Annotated in this window: 9 protein-coding genes and 2 tRNA genes; 5 read left to right on the top strand and 6 right to left on the bottom strand. The window is 56.6% G+C overall.

Annotated elements, in window-relative coordinates:
• The 6 genes from QZR18_RS07325 to pgm form a co-directional block, all read right to left on the bottom strand.
• On the bottom strand, positions 1-1,244 hold a 1,244-nt coding region (locus QZR18_RS07325), incomplete at its 3' end, for an App1 family protein (RefSeq protein WP_295910815.1).
• Between the two features lie 5 nt (positions 1,245-1,249).
• Positions 1,250-2,572 (bottom strand): MFS transporter, encoded by a 1,323-nt coding sequence (locus tag QZR18_RS07320; protein ID WP_178705756.1) that lies wholly within the window; start codon positions 2,570-2,572, stop codon positions 1,250-1,252.
• A gap of 75 nt (positions 2,573-2,647) precedes the next feature.
• Positions 2,648-4,069, bottom strand: coding sequence for a multicopper oxidase domain-containing protein (locus QZR18_RS07315; protein ID WP_178705759.1), 1,422 nt, complete (start codon positions 4,067-4,069; stop codon positions 2,648-2,650).
• The gene (locus tag QZR18_RS07310) at positions 4,066-5,442 is read right to left on the bottom strand and encodes a hypothetical protein (RefSeq protein ID WP_178705762.1); all 1,377 of its coding nucleotides are present in this window, start codon (positions 5,440-5,442) and stop codon (positions 4,066-4,068) included. Before QZR18_RS07310 ends, QZR18_RS07315 begins: the two co-directional genes overlap by 4 nt.
• Positions 5,435-6,652, bottom strand: a complete 1,218-nt coding sequence (locus QZR18_RS07305) for a hypothetical protein (protein WP_295910813.1) — start codon at positions 6,650-6,652, stop codon at positions 5,435-5,437. Before QZR18_RS07305 ends, QZR18_RS07310 begins: the two co-directional genes overlap by 8 nt.
• Before the next feature lie 153 nt (positions 6,653-6,805).
• Positions 6,806-8,479 (bottom strand): phosphoglucomutase (alpha-D-glucose-1,6-bisphosphate-dependent), encoded by a 1,674-nt coding sequence (pgm, locus tag QZR18_RS07300; protein WP_178705765.1) that lies wholly within the window; start codon positions 8,477-8,479, stop codon positions 6,806-6,808.
• 176 nt (positions 8,480-8,655) lie between these two features.
• Here pgm and QZR18_RS07295 point away from each other — a divergent pair, with 176 nt between their 5' ends.
• From QZR18_RS07295 to QZR18_RS07275, 5 genes are all read left to right on the top strand, one after another.
• A complete protein-coding gene (locus QZR18_RS07295; protein WP_178705768.1) occupies positions 8,656-10,020 on the top strand; it encodes an AGE family epimerase/isomerase in 1,365 nt (454 codons plus the stop codon).
• Positions 10,021-10,096: 76 nt separating this feature from the next.
• Positions 10,097-10,183 (top strand) — tRNA-Ser (locus tag QZR18_RS07290).
• Positions 10,184-10,259: 76 nt separating this feature from the next.
• Positions 10,260-10,348, top strand: a tRNA-Ser gene (locus QZR18_RS07285).
• Between the two features lie 297 nt (positions 10,349-10,645).
• Positions 10,646-11,413, top strand: coding sequence for a hypothetical protein (locus QZR18_RS07280; protein WP_178705771.1), 768 nt, complete (start codon positions 10,646-10,648; stop codon positions 11,411-11,413).
• 265 nt (positions 11,414-11,678) lie between these two features.
• Positions 11,679-17,591 (top strand): SdrD B-like domain-containing protein, encoded by a 5,913-nt coding sequence (locus QZR18_RS07275; protein WP_178705775.1) that lies wholly within the window; start codon positions 11,679-11,681, stop codon positions 17,589-17,591.
• The last annotated feature ends 64 nt before the right edge of the window (positions 17,592-17,655 follow it).

Raw genomic sequence — 17,655 nt, 5'->3', positions numbered from 1 at the left:
AGAGCCGCAGCCGCTCGACCTAGCCTAAATCCATCCTCACCGTACAAACGAGGTATTTGGTCGGGGATTTTTTCCAGTTCTCCCAAAGAAATGGGATCAAGAGTACCGTGTGCCATCAGCTGTTCGAACTGTGACAGCGAGCGAATTGCAATCAGCGCAACATTCTTCGGGAACTCGCATGCGAACTCCGCATAGATTTCCGGATCATGCTGACCATCATCACCGACTAAGATCCACTGAATATTTGGGAAGGTACGCACAAGACGCCGCAATTCACGTTTCTTATGTTCAACACCAGAACGGAACCATCCCGTATTTGATGGACCAAAATCCGTCATCAAGAAGGCGCCCATAGGAAAATCCGTTCGGCGCAAGAACTCGCGCAAGCCAGGTACCAGGTTCCACGGACCAGTCGACAGATACATCACCGGCAAGGCATTCGCCTGCTTTCCATGCGCGCCCAATGAAGAGGCCTTACGTTCGCTGCGTTTGTCTTGATCCGAAGGATAAAGATTGAAACGAGCTACTCGCCGCAAGAACCCCGCCATCCCTGGCACGGCCTCGCGATCAGAGACTCTCTCCATCAGCGCGTGCTTCGCGGCGGTCAACAAACGCGGAATCATCGAGACAATGATCGTGTCATCAATATCTGAAACAACACCGTAGCGTTCATCGTCACCGATCACTCGCAACGGGATATCAACAGATTTTGCCGCACGGATTCGACCAAGAACACGGCCATCTTCAGCCTTGCCCACACGTAAGAATGACTCTCCCGCAGCAGTAGCCCCTTCAACATCAGAAGAGGGATACAGGCGATCGCCCTCGCGAACACCCATTCGCTGAACATCCACCGCGTTCAGAGGCTGAATCGAGGCGAGCTGCCACCCCGGTTCCAAACCGTGCCCTTCAAGTTCAATGTCAACATATCCACCGCCGTCGGTAAAGACGACCTTCTGGGCTTGACCACAGGTCACCAGAACTGGCTGAAAAGGAACCTGAGCATCAAAAAACTGACGCCATCCTCGCCGCTGGGTCAACCACGAGCGCTCCCCCACTCGGTCTTCCATGATGACGCGAGCCAGAACGCGCGCACGACTCTGCGAGGCATACCCTCCAAAACCGACAACACCCGGGTAGAAGCCCGCCCATCCCAGCACTCGGGCAAGCCCCGTCGACGTGGCCTCGTCAAGGCGAGAGGCAACGGAAAGCGCAAGGGAGGGAAGGGTCTTTGGGGCAAACACCAATTTCAGTCCTCATTCAGAAGATCGCGCTGATGCTGCGCTTCTTCCACAGCAGACTTCTCCATGGAACGCCTCAAAGGCGGAAGACCAATGAGCATGATGAGAACCATGACCCACGCAAAGATTGCAATCATCACGTAGGCGCCGCCCGAACCATAACGGTCGGCAGCGGGACCCGCGGCAGAAGATCCCAACGAAACGCCCAGATTAATGGCAGTACTCAACCACGCCAGGCCTTCGGTCTGACGATGTCTAGGAACAGATTTGGTGACCATCATGTTGACGTTCGTCATGGTGGGGGCACAGGCAATACCGCTGATCAACATGATGACAGCCAAGGCAATGATCGTATGCGCCAGCAGATAGGCGGTCATACCAATTGCCAAGGCGACAACGCCAATCGCAAAGAGCTGCCACAGAGGACGTCGCCAGCTCCGCGCACCGTAGATCAGTGCGGCGATAAACGAGCCAAGCGAGAACATTGCAAGTAGAACACCCGAAAGAGCGGGAACCCCAAGTTCCTTGGTGAAAGCAACAGCAGCAATGTCATTTGCACCGAATTGTGCGCCCATTGCCGCGTAAGTCAGCGTGAGAACGATCATCGCGGGAAGAAGAAGCAGGGATCGTTCGCGTACGGGTGCCGAGGCCGTTGCGCCCTGAGCATCCGATGCCGCGTCCTTTGAGCACTCAGTTCCGTCGCTAGCTACCTGAGCGGCGCGACCAGCCTTCCCCAATGGAAGGGGTTCCGAAGAACGCTGGGATAAGAAGAGCACCGCGCCGACAGAAAGGAAAACAATGGAGACGACAACACCGGTCGTCGGGTGCAGAACGGTTCCCAAAACCGTTGCAACGACAGGCCCGACGATGTAGACGAATTCATCGACAGCGGCCTCGAGAGCAAATGCGCTATTGAGCTGTGACACCGTGTCGGTGGTGCGGATCCACCGAGCTCGGACCAATGCGCCCGGAGACCCCCAACTCGCACCAGCAATTCCGGCCGAAACGAACAAGATCGACGGCGAAGCCATCTGAAGAATCGCCACGAACAACACAATGGTCGCAGCTGCCGAGACCGCAAAAACCGGCCCCATAACTTTGAGCTGTCCGTAGCGGTCGACTAGGCGTGCCCACATCGGCGCGCTTACCGCCAAAGCGATGATATTGATCGCCGCAACCGCACCCGCGAGGGTGTAGTTTCCATAAGCCGCCTGGATCGCCAAGATGATCGAAATCGGCATAACGGACATGGGTAGGCGCAAAATGAAGCCGGCGGCTGAAAAACGCCATGCCCGGTTCAGACGAAGGATTTCCCCATAGGTCGACAGCACTGTGCCAGTTTATGCGTTCTTAGCTACCTTTGGCACTCCCCACGCTTATGGTGCCGCGCACCCCTTGAACGTGGGTTAGTTAGTCACTTCAATCTTTCCGTGAGCTCCGGCCTCAGCAAGGCTCATGATGTGGTTAACGAAGGTGTAGGTACCCGGCTCCTTAAAGGAAAGCTCCACAAAACCACCCTGCGCGGGAAGCATGGGGAAGGTCTGAGACCCCCCTCCCCCACGGCTAATGGCATTGCCGCCGTCGATGAGCGTGTACCCACCTTCATCCCAGACGGTATCGAATTGACCACCGACGATGTGGAAGGACATGGCGGTATTTGGGCCCGAATCCATCAGCCAGAAACGCACGCGCTGACCGACCTTCACCTTGAGGGGGTGCGCATCGTACTGGAAGGGGCGACCGTTGAATGCCTGCAGGTCAGGCATCATCGAGGCGATCTTCGTTGCGTTCGCAGTACCACCGTTGTCCCCCAAGTACAGCTCGGTCGCAACCATCGCGTACTCGTGATCCACTGGGCGCAGATCAGTGGGGTCAATAATCACCGCACCGGTCATGCCGTTAGCAATGTGCATAGACATGGGGTGCGTCGAGCAGTGATACATCCAGATACCGGCTGCCTTCGCTGTGAAGGTGTATTCCAGCGTTTGCCCCGGATCGATGGTCTTCATGGCCTCATCTGGCGCAATATCGCCCGCGTGGAAGTCCAGAGAATGCCCCATTGTCCCTTCGTTTTTGAGGGTGATGTGGAAGGTATCGCCAATCTTTCCACGCAGGGTGGGCGCCGGAGTATTCCCGTTGAAAGTCCAGACCGTCCGGCTGACATTGTCGCTCAGGTTCTGCACGATATCATCGCGTGCAACCAGGGTGTAGTAGTGATCTTTTTCTTCCGAGGCCGGTGCAACTTCAGCGGGATAGGGATCGACTTTCGCCGCATAGGCTCGCAGCTGGTCTGCAGTTGGGATTCCCCTCCCCGTTGCAACCTCGTGGTTGTGGGAGGCGCCGCCAGAGTGCGAGCCCGCTGCGGCAGAACCGCCCGGTGCGCCATCGGCAACAATGCTGAGCGTCATCCCCATCTCACGGTGTCCTGGAAGTGAGCACCAGCCTTCGGTATCGGCTGTGATCACTCCGGCATCCAGCTCCGCGCTTGCTCCCGGGGCCAGAGACCCGGTCGTTTGCCCATTGGCCAAAACCAGGTCGTGACGTTGCTCCGCGGTGTTTGTGAAAGTGATGTGCAGGCGATTTCCCGCAGGAACATGAATGACAGAGGGCGTGAAAGACATTCCTTGGACACCGATTTCCACGTGGGTGGTTTCGCCGGTTTCTTTCACCTGAGTTGACGAGGCCACGCTTGGGGTATTCCCCGCCACTGAGTTTTGCGTTGCGTTACTTCCGCCAGCTAGGACACTGGCAAGAACCAGTGCGACAACAGCGCCAAGGCCAGTGAAGACCATTGCTGCCCGCGAGGGTCCGGTGGTTTCTTCGCTCATTGAGCCTTCCTACTTTCACTCATCTCTTTGATGCGTTCTAGACGCGCTCGTGCTTGATTTTTTCCCGCGCGCGCAAACATCACGATGTCAATTGCGAAGGTCATAATCACGACCAGCCAGAGCGCATATCGAAGAGTAGTAACCGCTGTGCTTGCGGCAGCACAGAAAAGGACAACTTGAAGGAACAGGGCTCCATTTCTCAGCGACACGCGCAACGCAAACTGCCAGTCAAGAATCGCGATACCAATTCTGACAACCGAAGGACCGCCTCCGATGACAACTGGCATCAGATAGCTCAGTGCTCCCTCAAAAAGCTGGACAAAACCACCCGCTCCAATAATCGGAAGCCACATCATGGTCAGTACCCGTATCTGGCTCGGCGTACTGACAAAAAGCGCCATGATTCCCAAGAAAAGAATGCCGAGGGCAATCCATCCCAATCCGATCAGGAATGACCATGCGGAATACTCTTGAGGTTTCTTTGCTGCTAAAACACGCGCATAGGGGATAAGAATTCCCATAATCGCGCAGGCTGCCGCACCTAAAATTCCGGCACCGACCAGGGGCATCACTCCTAAGAGAGCTCCACATACCGCGATCAGCAAACTGACGCACCAGGGCGGAAGAACTTTAATACCCCAAGAAACTGCATCGGGAGACATCCGCGTACGCAAGATTGTTGGCCCCAAGGTAATCGCGGTGCCGCCGATGCTTAATCCCAACCAACCACCGACGCCACTGAGTGCATGCGCAAAGGTCAGACGATCGCGCATCGCCAGGAAGGCCTCGGGAATGGAAGAAGAAAACATTGTGGTGGTGACGAAACCAGCAAGAAGTGCGGTGAGTACAAAGAAAGCTGCGGCACACACGTAGTAGCGCACGACAATGACAAAGCGCGAGGCCAAACGCTCGCGAAGAACCGACAGCATCGCGGCTCCATGCCAGGCAGCAATTGCAGCAATACCCGTTGCCGCAACGACAGTTCCGATGAACCAACCAAGCCACATCGAAATAAAGAGCAAAGCAAAACATGCATTGAAGCCCAACATCCGACGCAGGTTGTCCGAGTGGGCTCTGCGATCATCGGCTGCCAGACGTGCAAGGGAGCGGGCAAAAAACCATGACCATTGGAAAATTCCATTGCTTAAGACGCCTAATGTCACCAAGTGGATCATGGTCCACAGAGGCTGCGGCATGTGGCGGTGAAGGAAGAGGGTTACTACTGCCATGAGAACCGCGATGATCATCCACGTGGTTCCCAAGCGATCGATGCGCATTCGGGAGGGGCGTCCGCGTCCCGGGGCGCCGGTGGGAGCGCCCGCCGGTCCCGCACCGATACTCAGTCCCGCCCCAGAAGAAGAAATCTCAGGCATGGGCGCTCCGATCACGCCTTGTGTTCGCAATTGTCACGCTCGCAGTCGTAATCACGAAGAGGAGGAATGCGCACACTCCCAGCGCTCCGCCAAAGCGCCAGGGAAGTGCGGCCTCGCGCGCGCCAGACAGGAAACGAATCAGCAAGCTCAGGTGGAAAAGAGCCAAAGGGACCCACATCGAGAAGTGGTAGGGAACCTCGCGACGAATCACCGAGGGAATAATAACCGGCGCGTGCGCAATGACCATGGAGACTGCAAAACCCACTGTCAGGGCGTGGACAATCGCATCGTAGCCGTAGCCGGAAAAGCTTGGTGGCGCGGCGATCCAGAGGAGAGCAGGAAGCAGTGCCCACCCATATCCCGCGAGCATCGCAACTGCTGAAAGACGCGGGATTCCAGGGATTTTGATGGTTTTGAGGGCGACGTCGTGATAACCCATATCGATCGCAAGGGCCGCAAGGGAGATCCCCAGAAGCGGGTAGGCGACAAGGGGAACAATCAGCGTGAGCGCAAGCGAGATGAACAGAGCAGCGACCCAGACCAAGATTCGTTTCTCGGTTGTCTCACTGAAGGCAAGGCGTGCCAGCTCAAGTCGCTCACCGATGATCGTCAGAACCAAGAAGAATAGCCACCAGGGCATGATGAGAGCGACTTCCAAGCCTCGCATCCACAAGAGGATCCCACACAGGCCGACGCAGGCAGCGATCAGCTGGATGAGGACTGGGTAGGAGGCCTGACGTTTTCTCCACACGTGCCGATAGATCATGATCAGGGTGATCATGGAGATTGTCCACAGCACCGCTGGGAGCATCCGTTGGGATTGATATCCGGGAAGGATGCGGCTCAGGTAAGCCGGAAGCGGCAATGTGGAAATGAAATGGGCGACCGCAGGGCTTTGAGAGATGACAATGGCGGCAATTCCCGCGAGCGCCGAGGTAGCTGGGGAAAGGTAGGCCCATCGAGAGTTCAGCGCTACCGCACGTTCTAAACAGATCGCTGTTCCCAGGAAGCCGTAGACCATGAGGATTCCGTGGATTACGCCCAAATCAGTGGAGCCCACGGGAGCAAGAGCACCCAAGCGAACAAGAGCTGCGTCAAGTCCCGCAAGAAGTCCAACTGCCGCACCCATGAGGAGGATCATCCGGCGCCAGGGAAAAGGCGGGCGTGCAGAGGTTAACGTATCCGCACCTTCTTGCGTTCTTTCCGCCATTTTTACCGGACCTCTCCTGCTTTAATGAGACCCTTTAAAGGTACCGGTCAGGAGGCTCTTTTTCCACCAAGGCCGCAAATCCTGAACGTGAATAACAGTGGGGTGCAGCGCCGCAATGCAACTCCGCACCCCACAACGCTTTCTCTGCGAAACTCAGCCCTTCAAGGCCTCGCTCACCAATTGCTTCGCCGCTTCCTGAACCTGAGCAAGGTGCTCGGCTCCACGGAAGGACTCGGCATAGATCTTGTAGACATCCTCGGTGCCCGAAGGACGGGCAGCAAACCACGCAACATCGGTTGTCACCTTCAGGCCACCGATCGCTGCGTCGTTACCCGGCGCGCGCACGAGCTTTGCGGTGATGGGGTCACCGGCCAGTTCAGTTGCAGAAACGTCCTCGGGCGACAAAGCGGCAAGCTTCGCCTTTTCTTCACGGTTCGCAGGCGCATCGATTCGCGCATAAGCCGAGGCCCCGAAACGTTCGACCTGTTCTTCGTGCAGCTGCGAGGGCGTCTTGCCGGTAACAGCCAGAATCTCAGAGGCAAGCAGCGCCAAGATGATTCCGTCCTTATCGGTGGACCACACGGTGCCATCCTTACGAAGGAAGGAGGCTCCTGCGCTTTCCTCGCCACCGAAACCGAGCTCAGCACTAACCAAACCGGGAACGAAGTACTTGAAGCCGACGGGGACCTCAACGAGCTTTCGGCCAATCGAATCAGCAACGCGGTCGATGAGGGCCGAGGACACCAGGGTCTTACCGACCGCAGCTTCTGCGGGCCAGTTCGGGCGATGCGTGAACAGGTACTCGATCGCAACGGCCAGGTAGTGGTTCGGATTCATCAAACCGTCGGGCGTCACGATTCCGTGACGGTCCGAGTCGGCGTCATTTCCGGTCGCAATGTCGTAGGGAGTATTTCCGTTCTCATCCGGAGTCATTGCATCGCGAAGAGAAGCCATCGCATAGGGAGAGGAGCAATCCATGCGGATCTTTCCATCCCAGTCCAGTGTCATGAAGGACCATGCGGGGTCAACCTTGGGGTTCACAACGGTCAGTTCCAAGCCGTAACGCTCGGCGATCGCTCCCCAGTAGTCCACCGAAGCGCCACCGAGGGGATCGGCGCCAATGCGCACGCCGGCCTCGCGAATCGCATCAATATCGATCACCTGGTCAAGCTGATCGACATAGTAGGCGAGGTAATCGAAACGGTGGATGCTGGGGTGATCCAGCAGGTCCGAACCCAGCACGCGATCGACGCTGCGCCAGCCCTTTTCAAGGATTTCGTTTGCGCGCTTGGCGATCCACGAGGTCGCATCGGAGTCCGCGGGACCACCGTGAGGCGGGTTGTACTTGAATCCGCCGTCACGAGGCGGGTTGTGGCTGGGGGTGACAACAATACCGTCGGCCAGCCCTTCCCCAGTCGTACGCAGGTGCTTGGGAGCTCCATTTGCACCGAGAATCGCCACAGAAACCGCAGGGGTCGGAGTGTAGGAACCACGTGCGTCGATGCGAACATCGACATTATTTGCGGCCAAGACTTCCAGGGCGGTGCGCCATGCGGGTTCACTCAGCGCGTGGGTGTCACGACCGATGAAAAGCGGGCCGTTGAAACCCTGCTCGGCTCGGTAGTCAACAATCGCCTGGGTAATCGCAGCGATGTGTGCTTCATTGAACTTGCCATCGAATGCGCTACCGCGGTGACCGGAGGTACCAAAAGACACCCGTTGATCGGGGTTTGAGGGATCCGGCTCAATGTCGTAATACGCGGAAATCAGCGCATCAATATCAGTAAGGTCTTCGGGAAGGGCAACAGTGCCAGCTCGATCAAACATGCTTTTAGTCTGCAATGTTTCCCTAAACCGTGCAAGGTATTTCACGATAAGGGACAGATTCACTCCGCAAGCAGATTGGCCTACTCACACGCTTTACTCCCTTGCGTTAAACTCAATGTGAATGTCGCCCCGGCAACGACGCAGCGCGACATGCATGGAAGACAAAGGAGACCCCCATGGGCTGGTTGGATTCGATCGAGCACAATCGCTGGCTGTCAGCACAACTTCAAGCACTGATCGCAGAAGCAAAAGTGAGTACGACGCCTTCGGGGTTTAGTGAAGGTCCAGACGGCGAGGAACCCAGTGAACGCGATCAATTCAGCCTCAGCGCTCGAATGCTCCACGCTTTTTCCTTGGGAACGCTTCTTGGCCTTCCTGGTTCACGACGCTATGCCGACCACGCGACTAAGACTCTTCGCCGTGTCATCCACGATCATCTTCACAAGCTTCCCGAAGCGACTGCCACCGACGATCCGGAAACCATCAATTCCGATGAATACAAGGCTGACGTGCGCAGCGGAGAAATCGACTACCAGCTTGATAACGCACTGCTCATCAGTGCGAGCGCGGCCGCGACGGTTGCCAATCGCCCCAGTGCCCACGAGCTCCTCCTTGATGCCCTCCACGAGCAAGAGCGCCGTTGGCTTGCCCCCAACGGACTGGTCTACGGAGCCATAGCCTCGGGAAGTACGCAGCACAAGGCGCCAATTATCTCCCTTGGAACCCTTGCTTCGACCGCCGAGGCGTACCTAGCAGCTGCCGAGGCAACCGCCGACCCCGTATGGATCGACCGAGCCGAATCCATCACCCGCACGGTCGTGCAGATGGGAAGCGAGGCCTCGTGGAGGGTGGGCGAATACATCGATATCGAGGAGCTCTCCCCCGTTCCTCAAACCGAGGCCGATTGGTCGAAGAAATGGGAGCATTGGTCTGCAACTCCGGTGCTTGAAGGCGTGCAGATCGGCAGCTTGCTGCGCTGGTCCCGGCTGTGCATTCAGGTTCGCGCAGCCTTGAGGTCCCTAGGGCGTAAGAGTGATGACGCGCTTCTCGAAGCCGGGCAAGACTTCTTCGAGCGAGCACGCGTTGATGGATGGCGTAAGAAGGGCTACGCGGGATTTGTGACCTCGGTGGGCTTCGAGCATCACGAGGCGGAAATTCTGGACGACCGACACTTCATGTGGGTCGCCTGTGAAGGCGTCTGCGCCGCGGTATCACTTGCACGAGCACTGCGCGATGACGGTGCCAGCGAAGGTGAAGTCGAGCACTACGAACACTGTTACCGCTCGTGGTTGGATTTCATTAACGATGAGCTTATTGTCCAGCCTGGACAGTGGCTTCATGCCTTGTCCTTTGACAATGAGCGGATTGAAGAGTCGAGGCCTCGCAGCGGCGATATCGCCTGGGCAATTCAGTGCGTTTTGGTTGGCCGAGTGCCGATGTGGCCACCGTTTGCTTCCGCGATTTCCCGAGGCCTATTGGACCATCCAGAAGAGGCGCCAGCTGACCGTCGTTCGTGGGTGCCTTTCCGTCGCCACCGCTGAGAAATAAAGGGATCGAGAGCATATTTGGAAAGACGAATATGCGAACAGATCAAGATCCGCTATGATTGGCGGGTCTGGAGGGCTGACCGAGTGGCCGAAGGTGACGGTCTTGAAAACCGTTGTGTCAGCAATGGCACCAGGGGTTCGAATCCCTTGCCCTCCGCTGTACCGACGATACTGAGCTTCCCAGCGCGCGCATTTCGCACGCGAAGGGAAAATGCCTTAGAGTAGTCGGCACTGGAGACGTCGCATAGTCCGGTCGAGTGCGCCTCCCTGCTAAGGAGGTAGGGGTTCACGCCCCTCGCGGGTTCAAATCCCGCCGTCTCCGCAAACAGCCCCGCGGTTCCTTTGGAATCGCGGGGCTTCATCACATTTTCTGAGCAGGTCTCTGACCCACTAGCATCCAAACCCAACCGGTTGCACTAACCGTCTTATCCCAATGTGGACCAAGACAAGCTCCTAAAAGGTGCGGCACGAAATCCAGATGCAGCACCTAAGAGCATCCATGGAACATCCACTTTTGTACTTTTAACTGATAGAATCCAAGCTGCGGGCCTAGGGTTTTACGTATTTCCGATCAGCCTTCACGCCCCCATCAACACCCACTACGAAAGCCCAACATCCGATGAGCGCACAGAACCACTACGAAAGATCGACCATTAACTATCGGTCAATATTCGACTACTACACATTCAAATTCAAACCGTGGAAGCACTTCATCACCCCTCTCGCAAAAACAAGTGGTGTCCTGTTCTTGCTAACGCTTGTAGCTGGCTTATTCTCAGAGTCATTCCAAGGGCTATGCCTTGGTCTCACGGTGCTCACTGCCATTGGTTGCGGCACATGCGTATACCTACATTGGCAAGACCAAGAAACATTCAAAAAAATTGTGCAAACATTCCACGCCGAGGTCGATGAGACCATTAGAACGGAACAATCAATCGATCTAGCAGCCAAAGGCGATTCTGAGGATAACGACGTTGCTCCATTTTTCTCGTTTGCCGCAGCTGAATATGAACTACCCGACCCCAATAACTCATCACAGAGAACAGTCTGGGGGAACACATCAGATCGTGATACAACAGATCCAGATGCCCGTCTTTTCTCTACTTTTCGAATGTGCGCATTGTATTCAGTCAAAGGCTGGCTCTACGGCAGTGAAATCGTTTTCGACCTCCGTCACTCGTATCGCGAGCAGATCGCAAGTTACCAGTGGCCAGCAAAGGATGTGAGCATCTCATCTCAGACGATTTCTACTCCCGACGGCGGCACAGCACTTGCACTTGTAGTTTCCAACGGCGGGAATACGTGGACAATGAACCAGCCAAACACCCCGGCAAGCAGCGCACATATTGCAGCCTTGCAAAAGTTCGTACGCGATGCTCGAAACTAAGCCTAGCCACACCTCATTATTACGCTCACCTTTTCAATGGTGACGCCAGGTAATCGGTTAGACTTCATACAGCCCCGCGGTTCCTTTGGAATCGCGGGGCTTCGTTATACCCAGAACATGCAGCATACAGATGACTATTAGTCAACCACTTTTTTGAAAGAAATAGTTTGAAATGACTATTTCCACAAGCAATTGCCCAGCGATTCTTCGAACTGTAGATTAGATACTGAATCCCTATAAATTGTGCGATTGAGAAAGATTTTCGATGTCACATCCCAAACTTTTAAAAACGCGCGCGCGAGCGGCGGGTGTTGCAACTCTCGCAGCAGCCTCGCTTCTGTTGACTTCCTTCACTCCGTTTAACGGTAGTGTCGCGGCAGACAACAACAGCGCAAGCGAAACCACCCAGGCGGCCTCGGCCTCAGGAACGGAGAACGCTAGCGACGCTAGCACCTCCGCATCCGAGCAGACGGCAGCCTCCAACTCACAGACCCCTGTAGCAGGCGGAACCGAGGCAAACACCTCGGATACCTCCGCTCAGGACGCAAATACCTCTGCAGAGGCAAACCAGCCTCGTTCACGTCGCGCACGTGCGACCAGCTCGAAGCCGGCAACCCTTGCAATGACGGTCACGAACGACAGTCCCACCCTTGCGATTCGCGACAAGCAGATCACGACGATTAACTACGCATGTTCGTCGGTGACTACCCCCTGTGAAGGCGCAAGCATTGAAGTGCTGCTTCCTGCACCCGTTACCCCTGCGGGTACGGCGCTGACAGACAAGCTCTACACTGCAGTCGCCGTGACAGGTTCAACGGTTCTGCGCACCGAGCAGAGCATTGTGGCGGGCAACCCGAGGATGAAGAAACTCGTCTTCCCCTTGCAGAAGTCGATCCCCGCAGGAACTTCCGACCGTATCCAGATCACCTGGAACTACGACGGCAACGATGCGCCGAACAACTCAACGACCACCCAACAGGTGAACTTCACGGCTACCAACGCTGACTCTATCGATGACTCAAAGACCACCAAGTGGACCGCGAACACCGATATCGCCATCGAGAAGAGCGGTTCGACAAACCCGAATGGCTACCCTGCTGTCGGCGGTGAAACGACCTATAAGCTGCGTTACGGCTACCAGCAGATCGACCAAACCAACCCCAATAAGGTTGGTATCCGTTGGAATGGTTCCTCACTGAAGAATGGCGTCAACGCCACCGGCTTCGTGCAGGTCCAGGACATTAAGGTCGTCGATCCTCTTCCTGCAAAGGCAGTATTCGTCTCCGCTACCAACGGCGGCGTTTACGATCCGGCAACCCACACTGTTACTTGGTCCTATGACAAGTGGGCATGGCAAAACCCCATCGAGTCCCTCGTTACCGTGAAATACCCCGAAGGTTCGGTAACGACGGCCGACACGGTCACAAATAAGGCCACCATCACGGCTGCGGTTCAAAATGACCCCACAACCGTCATGACGAAGAGCTCTGAAATCACCCACGGTTTTGCAGTTCGTAAGCCTGGAGGTCGTGTTATTAAGACTGGTAACGACAACCAGTACCAAGTTCGTAAGGGCCTCACTCAATGGCGTTTCGGCGCTGCCAACACCGGCAATACGACGACACACGTTCACTTCGATGACACCCTGCCGTGCACCTGGTCTACTCAGGACGCAAAGGCTGCGGGTGGCAACTGTGATCAACCGACCATGGTGAGCCCTTACCGCTTCAACATCTTCGGCAAGTCTGGCTACGAAGATAAGGGCGGCTGGACTTTCGAATACTGGACCAATAAGGGTAATCACGTTGTCGCCAACTACACCCAGACGGCTGACATCACCCTTCCCGATGGCGAATGGATCACCCGCTTCACCATCGATAGCGATGTTGCCCCTCAGACCACCGCATCTATCTGGTTCCAAGGCACGATCTCCTCGTCCCTCCCCAAGGAAGAGCCCTCGGATTTCGCCAGCCACTACAACCCGGTCCTCCCGCCTGAGAAGTACTTCAACTATGTCGCTTCTCCCGACTACGTCCGCTTCCAGAACTGTGCAACCGGCACTCTGACGGATAAGGACACCGGTGCAGTCCTCGCTTCCAGCGATGACTTGTGCTCCTGGATGCGCGTGCGCGACGACCTCCCCGGAGTGGGAGTATTCAAGGTTGTCAGGACGAATCCCGTAGTCGTCGGAAAGAAAGCATCTTTCGGCGTCAATGGCTCTGTTCGTACCACTGCTCAAGGTGGTACGCCCACACCGTTTACCATTGCAGATCTTCTTCCTGAAGGCTTCGACATCGACGATGCCTCTTCAGTCAGCCTCAATTCTGGTTCACCTCTAACCAACCCTGATGGAAGCAAGTACGACCTCAGCAAGGTCCAGATCGAGATCACGAAGAACTACAACGGTACGGGACGCACCCTGCTCCGCATGATCGTCCCCGACCCGGTTGAGGGATCGCTTTACACGAGTTTCGACACGACCGTGAAGAGTTCCGCACCCGCTGGACAAACCGTGAACCAGGCAATGACCTACATGCCCGGTGACGGTGCCAAGGACATTGCTGTAGACAAGAGCCTGCGCAATGCGAACTACTGCCTCAGCGGTCGCGACAAAGACACCTTCGACGTCAACGGTAATGGTTCAACTGAGGATTACCTCTGTTCCTCCAATGCCAACTTCAACGTTGCGATCACCCCCGCAATGAACATCACGAAGGAAGTCAAGGGCAATAAGGATGCTGACTTCGTTCCTGCCGGAGAGATCGCAAAGATCGATCCGGGTTCGGATGGCGCATACCGTTTCACCATTTCAAACACTGGCAACACTCCCCTGACGAAGGTTGTCGCCTATGACATCCTCCCCCACCCGGGTGACGTGGGCGTTGGCCCTGCCTCTTCTCAGGCACGCGGCTCCTCTTGGCAGCCTCACCTGAACTCGACCAACTGGACCTTCCAGTCGATCAAGGAGAAGTCGGGTCAGGATCCCGTGACCACCGAGGTTCCCGCCTCGGATATCACAATCCAGTACACGACGGTTGATAACCCCTGCCGTGGTGAAGTGATGAGCGTCGGTGGCGCAATGAACGATGGTCCTGCGGGATGTACGCCCAATGCTTGGGGTCCCGCGCCGTCTGACCTGAAGACCATTAAGGGCTTCCGCTTGGTTATGAACCGCGATATTGAGGTCGGCGAAAAGATCCAGTTCGTGGCAACCATGACCTCTCCGGTCAACGCGAACCTGATCGCTTGGAACTCCGTTGCAATGGCTGGCGGTGTGACCGAAAACGGTAAGGTCTCCTACCTGCAGCCGAACGAAGCACCCAAGGTTGGCATCAACGTCTCCACTGACGTGTCGGTCACCAAGAAGGTTGCTCGCGTTAAGGTGAACGGTGATCAACCGGTCATGGATGCAAATGGAATCCCGGAAACAATCGAGTCGTCTGACCCGGTTATGCCCGGCGATTACATGCTGTACACGATCACCTTGAATAACAAGGGACCGGCTGTCGCCTCTGGCATGAAGATTAAGGATGTCCTTCCGCAGGGAATCGAATTTATCTCCTCGCAGGTCCGCCTGTGCCAGACTGATGCAACCACTCCCTGCGTCGGCGTACAGCACAGTTCGAACCCGGATTTCGCGAATTTGGACACTGACTGGGAGGCAATGCCCTCCGGCCAGTTGGATACAAACCTTGCGGTGAACGGAACCCAGACGCTCTACGTTCTGGTGAAGGTCAACCCCTACACCGAGGGCAGGACCATCACGAACACGGCAACTCTGGGTGAATACGATCAGAAGGATTCAGATCCTTCGAACAACACCTCGAGTGCTTCCTTCACCGTGGGCGGCTCCATTTCGGGTACCATCTACAACGACACGGATGCCACTTGGGTGAATGATCCCGGAATCGACAAGCCTTTCGAAGGCGTGACTGTCCGCCTGCTGGATGCTAACGGCAACCCCGTTAAGGATTCCTCTGGCGCTGACATCACCGCGACTACCGACGCCAATGGCAACTACACCTTCAACCGCCTGCCTTTGGGCGACTACAAGGTTGAGGTCGTTCCCGACCACGCCACCATTGACGGAGAGAACGCATCGCTGTCCGATTACACGCAGACCTACGGCTACCAGACCTCGACCAAGCGCAGCGAGGCAGGCAAGGGGAAGCTCACGACCCCGACGATTTCTCTGACTACCTCGAACGCCAACGTTTCGAAGGTTGATTTTGGATTCGTCAAGCCTGCATCACTGGGTGACTACGTGTGGTTCGACGCCAACAAGGACGGCATCCAGGATGCCGACGAGTATGGCGTTGCCGGCGTCACCGTCACTCTGACCGACGGTGCTGGCAACCCGGTCATCGACCTGGACGGCAACCCCGTCAAGCCGGTGACCACGGACGTCAACGGCAAGTACGAGTTCACCAACCTGATGCCGAACGTCGATCGGATCGTCGCGAACGCGGGCGAGGAAAGCTACAAGGTCACCTTCACTCCTCCCGCCGGCTACTCCGCAACCAAGTCCTACGCGGCTGCGGATGGCGAGAAGGATTCCAACGGTGCCGAGAGCAACGTGACGCTCACCGAGGGGCAGAACGATGAGACCGTCGACTTCGGCCTCGTTGCAGACGGAAAGATCGGTGACACGATCTTCTGGGATGTCGACAACAACGGTGGTTCTGCTCCCTCTGGCGCAGACAAGCCGCTTGCTGGAGTGAAGGTCACACTGACCTACACGACTCCTGCAGGAGTTCAGAAGACTCTCACGACGACAACCGATGAGAACGGCAAGTACTCCTTCAAGAATCTGGCCCCCGGAGACTACACAGTCACCGTCGATAAGGACTCGCTGGCAACAGCTTGCCCCGAGTGCACCGCTCAGAGCCACGCACCTTCGGGCGACGTAAAGGCCTCGGAGAACCAAAACCTCTCCCTGAGCTCTAAGGTCACCCTGACCCCGACCTCGATGACCAACGAGGACCAGGACTGGGCATTCACTGCAGCAGCAGACACCGCGATTAAGAAGGCGATCACCACTCCCTCGGCAGAGGAGCAGGGCACCTTCGATTTCGCACCCGGAAAGGAAATCACCTACACCCTCACTCTGACCAACAATGGTCCGAGCGTGGCAACCGGTGTGACCGCTTCCGATAAGCTGCCTGCAGGCGTCACCTTCGTGTCCGCTCAGGGCGATGGCTCTTACAACGCAGAGACCGGTAAGTGGGATCTGTCGAACCTGACCATTGCGAAGGACGAGGTCAAGACCATCACCATCACCGTGCGTATCACCGGTGAGGGCGTTGGCTCGCTGATCACGAACGTCGCAACGATCACGCACCAGGATCAGTACGGTGATAACCCGACGAATAACGAGTCCTCGGCATCCTTCAAGGGTGGCTACAACCTCGGAGGAACGCTCTACCGCGACTCCGATGCCAGCTACTCGAAGAGCGACACCGAAGCTCGATTCGCAGGACGCACCATTGCCCTGCTCGATGGAAACGGCAACCCCATCCTGGATAAGGATGGCAACCCCGTGACCACGATGACGGACGAAAACGGTAACTACCAGTTCACCGGTCTTGCCCCCGGCAACTACAAGGTGTCGATCGTTGATCCCACCACCGGTGATCTGGCTGGTCTGACCAACACGCAGGCCTACAACGGTCGCAACGCGACCGAGGCATCGGTGACCATCGGTGACTCTTCGGTCCAGGGCGTTGACTTCGGCTTCGTGAAGCCAGCGACCATCGGCGACCGCGTGTGGAACGATCAGGACCACAACGGTGTTGACAACGGTGAACCCGGTGTCCCCGGCGTGACCGTCATCCTCAAGGATGCATCTGGCAACGAAGTTGCTCGCACGACGACCGACGCAAACGGTAACTACCGCTTCGAGGGAGTCCTCCCCGGCACCTACAGTGTATCGATTGAGGTTCCCTCCGGTTACGAGGCAGTGGCAACCTCCAAGGATGTCACCGTGGCAGAGGGCGAAGTCAACCTTGATATGGACTTCCCGCTCACGCTGATCCCAGCCGCCCCGTCACCTTCGCAGCCCGTGAAGTCGATCCTGGCGAAGACCGGTTCGGATGCGCAGTGGATCGCAATCCTCACCGCCATGCTGCTGGCAGCAGGCGTTGGGACTCTCGGTGCCGCTCGCAAGCGCCGCGACTGATCGCATAACGCGAATGCGCTTCTAAGCGCAAAGCACAGGCCGGGCCCCGATGAAAATCGGGGCC

Origin of the sequence: uncultured Actinomyces sp. (assembly GCA_900541895.1) — a bacterium.
Taxonomy (GTDB): domain Bacteria; phylum Actinomycetota; class Actinomycetes; order Actinomycetales; family Actinomycetaceae; genus Pauljensenia.
The sequence above is the reverse complement of the archived record's forward strand: the minus strand, read 5'-3'. Positions and strand labels throughout refer to the sequence as shown.

What these genes read in the sequence shown, in the direction of transcription:
- QZR18_RS07280 (WP_178705771.1), top strand. Translation starts at nt 10,646, where the DNA reads ATGAGCGCACAGAACCACTACGAAAGATCGACCATTAACTATCGGTCA.
- QZR18_RS07275 (WP_178705775.1), top strand. Translation starts at nt 11,679, where the DNA reads ATGTCACATCCCAAACTTTTAAAAACGCGCGCGCGAGCGGCGGGTGTT.
- QZR18_RS07295 (WP_178705768.1), top strand. Translation starts at nt 8,656, where the DNA reads ATGGGCTGGTTGGATTCGATCGAGCACAATCGCTGGCTGTCAGCACAA.
- pgm (WP_178705765.1), bottom strand. Translation starts at nt 8,479, where the DNA reads ATGTTTGATCGAGCTGGCACTGTTGCCCTTCCCGAAGACCTTACTGAT.
- QZR18_RS07315 (WP_178705759.1), bottom strand. Translation starts at nt 4,069, where the DNA reads ATGAGCGAAGAAACCACCGGACCCTCGCGGGCAGCAATGGTCTTCACT.
- QZR18_RS07310 (WP_178705762.1), bottom strand. Translation starts at nt 5,442, where the DNA reads ATGCCTGAGATTTCTTCTTCTGGGGCGGGACTGAGTATCGGTGCGGGA.
- QZR18_RS07305 (WP_295910813.1), bottom strand. Translation starts at nt 6,652, where the DNA reads ATGGCGGAAAGAACGCAAGAAGGTGCGGATACGTTAACCTCTGCACGC.